The 7,418-nt window shown below is 57.4% G+C and carries 5 protein-coding genes; all 5 read right to left on the minus strand.

What is annotated here, in order from left to right; translation table 11 throughout:
- Positions 1-83 precede the first annotated feature (83 nt).
- Positions 84-2,177 carry an ABC transporter ATP-binding protein gene (locus tag HMPREF2682_RS08740; protein ID WP_070833346.1) on the minus strand — a complete coding sequence of 698 codons (2,094 nt, stop codon included), beginning with the start codon at positions 2,175-2,177 and terminating at the stop codon, positions 84-86.
- Positions 2,177-3,178: an ABC transporter permease gene (locus tag HMPREF2682_RS08745; RefSeq protein ID WP_005507216.1), complete on the minus strand. Its 1,002-nt coding sequence runs from the start codon at positions 3,176-3,178 to the stop codon at positions 2,177-2,179. Before HMPREF2682_RS08745 ends, HMPREF2682_RS08740 begins: the two co-directional genes overlap by 1 nt.
- Positions 3,175-4,170, minus strand: coding sequence for an ABC transporter permease (locus HMPREF2682_RS08750; RefSeq protein WP_005507218.1), 996 nt, complete (start codon positions 4,168-4,170; stop codon positions 3,175-3,177). The genes HMPREF2682_RS08745 and HMPREF2682_RS08750 overlap by 4 nt, the downstream gene beginning before the upstream one ends.
- A gap of 526 nt (positions 4,171-4,696) precedes the next feature.
- Positions 4,697-6,439, minus strand: coding sequence for an MDR family MFS transporter (locus tag HMPREF2682_RS08755; RefSeq protein WP_049357828.1), 1,743 nt, complete (start codon positions 6,437-6,439; stop codon positions 4,697-4,699).
- Positions 6,440-6,569: 130 nt separating this feature from the next.
- Complete coding sequence (locus HMPREF2682_RS08760; protein WP_239662189.1) at positions 6,570-7,241, minus strand: TetR/AcrR family transcriptional regulator; 672 nt, start codon at positions 7,239-7,241, stop codon at positions 6,570-6,572.
- Positions 7,242-7,418: the final 177 nt, after the last annotated feature.

Genomic DNA, 7,418 nt, shown 5'->3' on the forward strand with positions numbered 1-7,418 from the left:
CGGGCATAAAAAACCCGAGGGGCGAATATTCAACGAATATTCGCCCCTCGGCACACATGCGACTTATTCAGCCGACTCTAGAGCTACACCGTAGCGGCCTCAGCCTCCGGGAAGTAGCAAGCATAACCGTGATCCTCACCCTCAACGTGGGTCAGTTCCGGCATCTCCTCCAGGCAACGACGCTTCTTGTCCTCAGGCAGGAGCTTGAAGACCGGGCAGCGGCTCGAGAAGCCACAGCCCTTAGGCGCGTTCACCGGAGTGGGCAGGTCGCCCTCAAGCATAATGCGGTGGCGGTTTGCCTCAACCTCGGGATCCGGAACCGGAATTGCCGAGAGCAGTGCACGGGTGTACGGGTGAATCGGGTTGTCGAACACCTGGTCGACGTCACCAATCTCAACAATACGACCCAGGTACATCACTGCAACGCGGTCGGATGCGTGGCGAATCACCGCGAGGTCGTGAGCAACCATCAGGTAGCTCAGGCCCAGGTTTGCACGCAGCTCCTCCAGCAGGTTAATCACGCCAGCCTGCACGGACACGTCCAGTGCGGACACCGGCTCATCCAGAACCACCAGCTTGGGGTTCACAGCCAGCGCACGAGCAATACCGATACGCTGACGCTGACCGCCAGAGAACTGGTTCGGGAAGCGGTTCACATGGTCAGGCTGCAGACCCACAATGTGCATCAGTTCGATGACGCGCTTCTTGATGTCTGCCTTGTTCATGCCCTGGTTTTCCAGGGGCTCAGCAAGCACCTCGTAAACGGTGAAGCGCGGATCCAGAGCACCGGTGGGGTCCTGGAACACCATCTGCTGGTTCTTACGCAGCTCAAGAATCTCACCTGCGGACTTGCCGTCCTTGGTGGAGGTTCCGTTAATCAGAATCTCACCGTCGGTGTTCTTGTTGAACTCCATGATTTCCAGCAGGGTGGTGGTCTTACCACAACCGGACTCGCCCACGATAGAGAAGCACTCGCCTTCGCGAATGTCGAAGGACAGGCCGTTCACAGCCTTCACAGTGCCCACGCGGCGCTTAATCAGCGCACCCTTCATGAGCGGGAAGTGCTTCTTGACGTTGCGGACCTCCAGGACGGGGGCACGCTCCTCACGCGGAATACCGTCGTACTTCGATACCGGGGGCTCCGGAACCGGGTACAGCTCGTCTGCGGTCTTACCGACCAGCTCCTGAGAGATGGTGCAGGAGGAGTAGTGGCCCTCGCCAACGCCTTCCAGCAGCTGCAGATCGGGCTCGCCGTTGGAGTCCTGGCAGCACTGGCCACCGCTTTTAGCGATGGGGCAACGCGGGCGGAAGGAGCACGCGGTCACCGGGTTAATCAGGTTCGGAGGGGTACCCTCGATGGGTACCAGGGAGACCTTCTCGGAACGGTCCACACGCGGGACCGCACCCAGCAGACCGATGGTGTACGGGTGGGAGGGATGCTTGTACAGGTCTTCTGCCTTAGCAATCTCCACCGGCTTACCGGCGTACATCACCAGAATGTCGTCAGCCATACCAGCCACAACACCGAGGTCGTGGGTAATCATGATGGTCGCTGCGCCGGTCTCTTCCTGAGCCTTCTGCATAACCTCCAACACCTGCGCCTGAATGGTCACATCCAGTGCGGTGGTGGGCTCATCGGCGATGAGCACGCGGGGGTCATTCGCAATCGCCATAGCGATCATGATGCGCTGACGCATACCACCGGAGAACTCGTGCGGGAAGGAACGCAGGCGGTCAGCCGGCGAAGGAATACCCACCATACGCATCAGTTCGATGGAACGGTCCTTGATAGCCTGCTTGCTCATGCCCTTGTTGTGGACCTTGAGCACCTCAGCAATCTGGTCACCAATGGTGTACACGGGGGTCAGCGAGGACAGCGGATCCTGGAAAATCATAGAGATTTCCTTGCCGCGGTATGCGCACATTTCCTTATCGCTCAGACCCAGCAGCTCGGTGCCGTTGTACTTAACCGAACCGGTGATGTCAGCGGTGGTCGGGTGCAGGCCCATGATCGCCATGGAAGCAACGGACTTACCGGAACCGGACTCACCCACAATACCCAGGGTCTTACCGGGGTACAGGTCAAAGTTCACACCGCGAACAGCGTGCACGACGCCATTCTCAGTGTTGAAGCGGACGTTGAGGTCCTTAACGCTCAGAACGGGAGAGGTACTCATTAGTTCTTCGCCTCCTTTGCAGCGGCAGCGGGTGCCTCTGCCTTCTCGTTCTTCTTGGACTTCTTGATCTTACCGACCGACATCGAAGTCGGGTCGAATGCGTCACGCAGACCGTCGTTCATGAGGGCCAGCGGACCAACCAGCAGGAAGAAGAACAGAACCGGGAACCAGAACATGTGCGGCAGGGTGTTAATCTGCTGCGAAGCATCCGAAATCAGCGAGCCCAGCGAGTAGTTGGGGTACTTAATACCGATGCCGATGAAGGAGTAAGCGACCTCAGAGAGCACAGCGCCCATGATGCCGCTGGTGAAGTTCAGAACCAGCAGGGAGCCAATGTTCGGAACCAGGTGGCGCATCACAATCTTGAAGGGGTGCACACCCATGTAGCGTGCAGCCTTCACGAAGTCGCGGTTGATGAGGGACTGCGCCATTGCACGAATAACACGGGCGCTACCCATCCAGCCGAAGGCAATCAGCACTGCAGAGAGCAGAACCCAGGTGGGGACGCTCTTCTGAATCTGCTTACCAACCTGACCGTTAATCAGAATTGCCAGAATCAGCAGCGAGGGAACCATGATCAGGGTCTCGAGGATGAACAGCATAATCTTGTCAATCCAGCCACCGAAGTACGCCATCACACAACCGTAAACTGCGGAGATGAACACAGTGGCCAAACCGACGACCACACCAATCTGGAGAGAGGTCCAGACGGCCTCAGACATCATGGCGAACACGTCATTACCCGCGATGGTGGTACCGAACCAGTGCTCGGCCGAGGGGCCTTCACCCAGCGCCATGTAGTCAATGTCGTTGGGCTTGTACTTGGTCAGGTACTTACCGAACAGACCGAACAGACCCATGCCGATGAACACGCACAGACCGAAGACTGCAGCCTTGTTACGCAGGAAGCGGCGCAGAATAATAACGCTCTTGTTGATGACCTTGAAGTCACCGTTCTCCTGTACCACCGGTACGGAGGAAGTTGCAGTTACCTGACTCATGAGATCCTCACTCGGGGGTCGACGATGGTGGTAGCGATATCAGCGATGATCGCACCGACAGCGAACAGTGCAGAACCGTACGCGAGGGTCACGGTCGCAGCGTTCACGTCCTGCGCGGAAATGGAGTCAATCGACCACTTACCGATACCGGGCCATGCAAAGACGGTCTCGGCGAAGAATGCACCCGCAAAAATCATCGGAATCTGGTACGCGATGGACTGTGCCACGGGGATGAAGGAGACGCGCAGTGCGTGGCGAGTAATCGCCTGGTTACGGGTCAAGCCCTTAGCACGAGCGGTACGCACGAAGTCAGCGTTCACGTTATCGAGCAGGTACTGACGCTGTGCAATCTGGTAACCAGCCCAACCGAAGATGGTCATACAGAAGGTCGGCACGACGTAGTGCGCCGCCATATCCATGGTGATTTCCCAGAATCCGGTCAGACCCGGAGTCGAAATACCGGTCACATAGAAAATCTTCTCTCCACCATTAGCAACGGCGATGTTGTTGATAGTGGTCGCGCCCTGCTGCACCACGAAGTAAGCAACGGGAGCGGGGATGATGTAGACCAGGTAGGAGTAACCGGTGATAACACGGTCAGAGAACTTGTACTGGCGAGCTGCCGAGTACACACCCAGGGCGATACCAATCACAATCGAGAGAATGGTAGCCACCAGCAGCAGGCGGGTAGAAACCCACACGCGCTGGCCAAATTCCTGGTTAATGTACGCGCCGTTGGGGCTACGGCCCCAATCGAACTTGGTGACCACATTGGTCAGCCACTGAACGTAGCGGTCCCAGGGGTTCATTTCGGGATCGAGACCCAGGGATGCGAAGTTACGGTTCACCTGCTCGGGGCTAGGCTTCGGAACCTTTTCCTGCTCCAAGAGGGCAGGCTTCAGGGCAGTAACCGCTGCAAAGTAACCCATCGTGGTCGTAATAAAGACCATGACGAGGTACGTCAGCGATCGCTGGAGGATGTACCTAAACATGGGACGGTTCCCCTCCTTGTGTAGATGTCGGTGTTAAGGCATGTGTGTCATGCTGTCCTAGCGCACTGCTTCGTGATGACTGTCACTAGGAGCATATGTACTTTATCTTATATAGCCTGTAACACTTCCACCAAACCCACATTGGGCACTTTCACCCCTTAGAACAGCCTGTATGCAAGCTAAAAGGGAGCTGGGTAAAAAAATGCCCCGGAATACCGGGGAAAAGGGGCGGATTAACAATTTTTACGAAAATTTTACATCGGAAACAATTCTCTCGACATAGGGACGTAATAACCTTTTCGATAAGCGCTTTAATGGGGCAAAACACCACGTAAACCCACTATTTAAGGGACTAAACCAACACTTCCAACCCCTAAACCAAGCACTAAGGCACACCTCTTAAGCGCACTGGTTAAGGCAACTCAACCAAAAGCGGCGCCCCGGCACGAGCACACGACTCGCACCGGGGCGCCGCTTATATAGGAAGGCAACGCCTCCGGCGCGCACCTTTTCGTTATCCCTCGTTCTAGGAACGCGAGGAGCCGCCATCCTCCGAAGAGCCCGCCTCATGCGAAGCATCCGAGCTCACTGACTCAGCAATCGTCCTGCGGTTAGGACCCTGCATGCTCTTCAGAGCCTGCGCATCCTTCGCCGCCATCTCCGGAGTAATCACCGGAATCGCACCGGTCGCCGCACGGGCAATATCAACAGCCGGCTCAGTCTCCAGGGTCGTCGCCAGCGCATCCTCACGGATGAAGAACAGAAGCAGCGTAGACACCAGGCCCAGCGGCACCAGGTACAGGAACAGCGGAATCAGCGCATCGTTATACGCATTCACGATGATGCCGTGCACCGGCTCCGGCAAAGACGCCACCAGCTCAGGAGTCAGAGACGACGACGCATGGCTACCCGAAGACTGTAGCGCCTGCTGCGGCATACGCTCAGAAATCAGCGAGGTCAGACGCGAGGTAAACAGACCACCCACCAGCGAGGCACCCACGGTAGCACCCACCTGACGGAAGAAGTTATTCGACGCCGTCGCGGTACCCACCACGCTAACCGGGAACGCATTCTGAACAATCAGAGTCAAGAACTGCATGGACATGCCCAGACCGGCACCCATCACCGCAAGGTAGGTACAGAACAGCCAGGTCGGGGTCTCAACATTCACGGTCGACAGAAGGAACAGGCCCAGCGCCACAATCGCGGTACCGCTCGTCACGTAACGCTTATAGCGACCGCTCTTCGACACCACGCGGCCCGTCACAATCGAGACCACCAGCATGACGCCCATCATCGGGATCATCAGCAGACCCGCCACCGTAGCGCTCACACCCAGTGCCATCTGCAGGTAGGTCGGGATGTACTCCACCGCACCGAACATTGCCACACCCAGCGCCAGCGAAGCACCCAGGGTCAGCAGGAAGTTACGGTTCTTGAACAGGTACATGGGCATGACCGGCTCAGCCGCACGGTTCTCCACCGGGATAAACACCAGCGCAGCAACCACAGAGAAGACCAGCAGACCAATAATCTGCGGCGAAGTCCACTCGTACTGGTTACCGCCCCAAATCGTGGCAAGCACCAGCGCACTCGTGCCCGCCATCAGAATCAGCGAACCAAGGTAGTCGATGCTGTGCTTCTCACGGTCACGGAACGGGCGGTGCGGCAGCAAGAAAATCACCGCAAGAATCGACAGGATAGCCAGCGGCAGGTTCAGCCAGAACGCCCAACGCCAACCCGGCCCCTCAGTAATCCAGCCACCAATCAGCGGACCAGCCACCGACGAGAACGCAAAAACGCCACCGATAATACCCATGTAACGGCCGCGGTCGCGGGGAGGAATCACATCAGCAATCACAGCCTGAGACAGAATCATCAGACCGCCACCGCCCAGACCCTGCAGGGCACGCGCGAAAATCAGCCAGTTCATGTTCTGTGCGAGCGCGCCGACCACGGAGCCCGCCATGAAGGAGACAATCGCAAAAATCAGGAAGGGCTTGCGTCCGAACTGATCCGATAGCTTACCGTAGACCGGCATCGTAATCGTCGAAAGCAGGATGAAAATGGTAATCACCCAGCTCATGTGCTCCACGCCGTGAAGCTCACCCACAATCGTGGGCAGCGACGGCGCCAGAATCGTCTGGTTCAGCGAGGACATGAGCATCACAATGACCAGGCCCAGGAACATGGCGCGGATGCGGTTTTTACTTTCCTGCTTAGCCTCACCGGCTGGCGGCTGAGGTAGATTCTTTTCCTCTGTACTCATCGTTTAATCCTTAGTTACGTTCTATATGTCTGTTGTGAGTGTCCGCCGGGCTCTGGATTCGGTTGCCTCGATTCGGGGCCTCGGATTCGGTTTCCGGCGGGCTTTTGTAGTTTGTAGCAGTGAACCGCCGCTAGATTGCCGGTCGGTTCTGCTCAAAAAGCAGGAACTGGAAGGTCTTCACCGTCTGGCGGATATGGCGGGCAATATCCTCTTTATCTTCCAGGTCGCGGGCGAACTCCAGCTGACGAAGCACCGCGGAGGCAAGCTGGACCTTTGCGCGTGATCGCTCCCGGAAGTGATCGGTCAGCGGGTCAGCGGGGGTTCGGCGCGGGAAGGGGCCGCGGCGACCGGCCGCGTCAAAAGCCACCCAGTCAATAGTGTTCAGGTAATCGGTGAGCACCTGTTCGCACTTCATGTAGTGCATTTTCATTCGTTTCGCGGACTCGGGGAACTCCTGAAAGGGAGCTCGGGGGTCCTTGCCATTGGCGTAGTGGAAGCTCTGGAAAATGACCTCCCAGAGAAGGTGGGTTACACGAATGATGGTGTTGTCATCCTCGTGGGCGCGGTCTGTTTCGAGGATTTCCTCGCTGACCACCGGTTCACGCAGACCCAGAACGGCGTCCTCTTTGGAGGGGAAGTAGTTGAAGAAGGTACGCGGGGAGACGCCCGCCTCCTGGGCGATTTCTTCAACGGTGGTTCCGCGCATCCCATGGTCGCGGACGCGTTTGAGGGCTGCTTCGTGGATTGCCGTCCAGGTTTGTTCGCGGCGGCGTTCGCGAAGGCTCTGTTCCTTTTTCTGCATAACTGCAATTATTTCACCACTGCACACAATGCTCAAGTGCATTTTTAGCGTTAAGGCTTACAGCATAGCCGGCTAAACTCCGGCCCCGCCACTGGCACACAACACCCGCACACAATACCGACACATCACATACGAAGCGGCAAACCCACTCCCCCCCCCCCCCCCCCCCCCCCCCCC

This window comes from Rothia sp. HMSC061D12 (assembly GCF_001836735.1).
Taxonomy (GTDB): Bacteria; Actinomycetota; Actinomycetes; order Actinomycetales; family Micrococcaceae; genus Rothia.

What these genes read in the sequence shown, in the direction of transcription:
- HMPREF2682_RS08750 (WP_005507218.1), bottom strand. Translation starts at nt 4,170, where the DNA reads ATGTTTAGGTACATCCTCCAGCGATCGCTGACGTACCTCGTCATGGTC.
- HMPREF2682_RS08760 (WP_239662189.1), bottom strand. Translation starts at nt 7,241, where the DNA reads ATGCAGAAAAAGGAACAGAGCCTTCGCGAACGCCGCCGCGAACAAACC.
- HMPREF2682_RS08745 (WP_005507216.1), bottom strand. Translation starts at nt 3,178, where the DNA reads ATGAGTCAGGTAACTGCAACTTCCTCCGTACCGGTGGTACAGGAGAAC.
- HMPREF2682_RS08755 (WP_049357828.1), bottom strand. Translation starts at nt 6,439, where the DNA reads ATGAGTACAGAGGAAAAGAATCTACCTCAGCCGCCAGCCGGTGAGGCT.
- HMPREF2682_RS08740 (WP_070833346.1), bottom strand. Translation starts at nt 2,177, where the DNA reads ATGAGTACCTCTCCCGTTCTGAGCGTTAAGGACCTCAACGTCCGCTTC.